Source organism: Micromonospora sp. KC207 (assembly GCF_004348615.1).
Taxonomy (GTDB): Bacteria; Actinomycetota; Actinomycetes; order Mycobacteriales; family Micromonosporaceae; genus Micromonospora.
This window is the reverse complement of record NZ_SMKJ01000502.1, coordinates 1-2,676: the sequence shown is the minus strand read 5'-3', so window position 1 is coordinate 2,676 and position 2,676 is coordinate 1. Positions and strand designations below refer to the sequence as shown.

General features: G+C 68.2%; 4 protein-coding genes. 1 reads left to right on the top strand and 3 read right to left on the bottom strand.

Features of this window, described 5'->3' with window-relative positions:
* Nucleotides 1-401: 401 nt before the first annotated feature.
* From E1258_RS31810 to E1258_RS31800, 3 genes are all read right to left on the bottom strand, one after another.
* A complete protein-coding gene (locus E1258_RS31810) occupies nucleotides 402-980 on the bottom strand; it encodes an HD family hydrolase (protein ID WP_132407576.1) in 579 nt (192 codons plus the stop codon).
* A 34-nt stretch (nucleotides 981-1,014) separates the two neighbouring features.
* Nucleotides 1,015-1,464: a hypothetical protein gene (locus E1258_RS31805; protein WP_132407574.1), complete on the bottom strand. Its 450-nt coding sequence runs from the start codon at nucleotides 1,462-1,464 to the stop codon at nucleotides 1,015-1,017.
* Nucleotides 1,465-1,566: 102 nt separating this feature from the next.
* Nucleotides 1,567-2,331, bottom strand: a complete 765-nt coding sequence (locus tag E1258_RS31800) for a DNA-binding transcriptional regulator (protein ID WP_132407572.1) — start codon at nucleotides 2,329-2,331, stop codon at nucleotides 1,567-1,569.
* 137 nt (nucleotides 2,332-2,468) lie between these two features.
* On the opposite strand from E1258_RS31800, the gene E1258_RS33740 reads away from it, so the two are divergent.
* A complete protein-coding gene (locus E1258_RS33740; RefSeq protein WP_165949962.1) occupies nucleotides 2,469-2,636 on the top strand; it encodes a hypothetical protein in 168 nt (55 codons plus the stop codon).
* Nucleotides 2,637-2,676: the final 40 nt, after the last annotated feature.

The following is a 2,676-nucleotide window of genomic DNA, read 5'->3' as shown; positions in this document are numbered from 1 at the left end:
GCCACGAGGTCTCCGGTATGACGTTCGAGCTTGGTCGCTGAACCGTTTACCGGAGACCTCTTCAGCTATCGATCACCGCCACGCCGTGACCTTCACCGGCCACCACGACTTCTGAAACACGCCTTAGGGTTGGGCGTCGGCTGGCTCGTCAAGGACATCTTCCCGCCCCACTCCACCGGCGACACGGTGCTGTTCAACGTGATACGCATCCTGCTGACGGCTGGCCTCGTCACCGCCCTACTGGTTGCCTTCCGGCACAGGAGGTCCATCCGTGACAAGGCTCCCCGATAGCGGTGGCCGCTATGGGTTCGCCATGTGGGTGGTCGGCATGAAGCCAGGCCGGACGAGTTCGACACCACCTTCGCGGCGATTACTGGCTGATTCGGCGAGGAGAGGGGCAGCTACGCCGGCTTCGGGGGCGGTGTGAGCCAGGCCAGAGGCTGTCCGGTCAGTGCGGCGTCGGCGAGGCGGTGGGCGGAGACGGTGGTGAGTGCGGCGCGGCTGCTGTCGATCCAGCATTGCACGTTGTCGATGCCCTGGTGGCGGTACTCGACGGCTTGGACGAGGCATTCGAGTTTGTCGGCGTCGCGGGCGACGATGGCGTCGAGGGTTTCGCCGGCTTCGTACTCGGTGACGGCGGCGGTGATGGTGTCGGCGACGGCGGGTGGGCAACCGGCGACCTGGTCTGCGGTGATGGTGGCGTGGGGTGCGGCAGCCAGGTAGCGCCTGGCGATGTGGGGCAGGTCGGTGGTGCGGGTTTCCTGGGTGTCGTGCAGGACGCAGAGCATGGTGACCCGGGCGGGGTCGGCCCCTTCCATCGCGGCGAGGATCATGCCGATCAGGGCGGTGCGGTGGGAGTGCTCGGCGATGGTCTCGGGATGCTTGACCCCGGCGAGCCACCAGCCGGTGCGGGCGGCGCGTTTCAGGACGCCGGCCTCGAAGATGAACCTCATCGCGGCGGCGTGCTGGTCGTCGCTCATCTGCCCGTCCCCGTGCCGGTGATTCCCTCTCTCTTCAGGGTGTAGACGATGAACCTTGCTCCTGACGGGACCGCGCGAGAAGGTGGTCGGCTTCCCGAGTCAGGAGCCCGTAGCGGTGAGAACATTCGACACTCTCCTCGAAGTGCAGTGTCGTGACGGGCGGTCCGCCGATAGGTGGCGTGTCCATGCTGACCGCGAAGCAGGTGCGAACCAGAATTTCGTCCGGGCCCTCCTCGTCGACCTCGATCAGGGCTGGCGGCGTGCCAGGGAAGCCGGTGCCCGAGGCTGTCCATGTGTATCGCAGTTCGACCTCCCCCTCGTGCGGGCAGATCCAGGTGAGTTGACTCAATGAGGCACCGCCGGCGGCGTTGGCCCATGCGGACCAACCGGTGCCGTCGGCCCTGAAGCAGACCCAACTGGACTCCATCACCCCGTAGTCGTACGGACCGCTGTCCCAGAGCCCCACGAGGTCGTCGTCCCACATGTTCAGCATGATGTCAGGTCCCCCCGTCGGGGCGGGGCCATCGACAGCGGCGGTGTTAGCGATGACCGAAGAGGTCGGACCACTCGTGGGGGTGGCAGTGGGCTATGTCGCCATCGTGTTGTATCGATCGAGGGTCGCCTTGGACGTCGAGGCGTCGCGGAAGACGAGTTCCCATGGGCCGGTGTTGATGTCCATGTCCTTGCCGAAACCGACCCATTTTCCGGCCATCCGTCGGCCGGTGGGCTCAGCCAGCAGTTGGATCGCGCCGTGGTATCGGGCGCCCCGGTAGTAGCCCGTCGGGTCGGTCTGCTCCACCCACGTGCCGGTGACGACGGCACCGTCCACGGTGAGGTCCAGGGAGAGCGACGATGCCGCCGAGCCGGGCAGGCTGCGCGCGGTCAGCCGGTCGCCGTGTTGAAGCAGCACGATGAAGTGCTGCCCGGCGAAGGAGTCACCCCGGCCGCTGGAGTAGTACTGGTAGCGGCTGAGCCACACACCCTCGTATGACCTGTGGGCTGGGGCTGGGGCTGGGCTGGACTTCGGCGTCGGCGTGGCCAGGCTGGACATGGGAGAGGTCAGGTCGTGGCCACCGTGCTCGTCTCGGGCGACGTGTTCGCCGGGCATCGCGGCGAAGCCGAGCAGCGAGATGGGTAGGCCGGTGACGGCCTCCAGCGCGCGGGCGTAGACGGGGCGTGGTGCGGCGATCGCGCCGGATTCCCAGCGTTGGACGAGTCGCTTGTTGGCGTCGTTGGGCTCGCCGACGCGGTAACCGGCGGCCTGGAGCGCGCGGGCGAAGTCGTCCTGGCTCATGCGCATCCCGGTGCGGACGGCGCGTAGCACGGTGTTCGGGGTGGTCATGCCCGCCACGATAGCGACATGTCGCCTGAATGTCGCCTCCTAGGTGTCTGGATTGTCGCGTCGTGTGCCGTCGCGTCCAGCGACCTTGCGGCGTCATCGTTGATGGCGCGCGCCGGCAGGCTGCCGCCGCGCCGACGGAGGTAGGGATGCGCAGTCGTGGCGACGAGCCGGCAGTGAGCCGAGGAGAACAGGCGGAGGCCGCCGAGCGGGAGGAGGCGAGGCGGCGGATCCTCGCCCAGGCCGAGGCGGAGCGGGTACCAGTCGAGGAGACGACGCGGGCGGTGCCGGACCGGCGGTGGCGGCGTGGACAGTGATCGGCAACCGGTGGGGCGGCGGGTGGCGTACTGGCGGGGG

Coding starts and splice junctions, on each gene's coding strand:
- E1258_RS31810 (WP_132407576.1), bottom strand. CDS start 980: ATGAGCGACGACCAGCACGCCGCCGCGATGAGGTTCATCTTCGAGGCC.
- E1258_RS31805 (WP_132407574.1), bottom strand. CDS start 1,464: ATGTGGGACGACGACCTCGTGGGGCTCTGGGACAGCGGTCCGTACGAC.
- E1258_RS33740 (WP_165949962.1), top strand. CDS start 2,469: ATGCGCAGTCGTGGCGACGAGCCGGCAGTGAGCCGAGGAGAACAGGCG.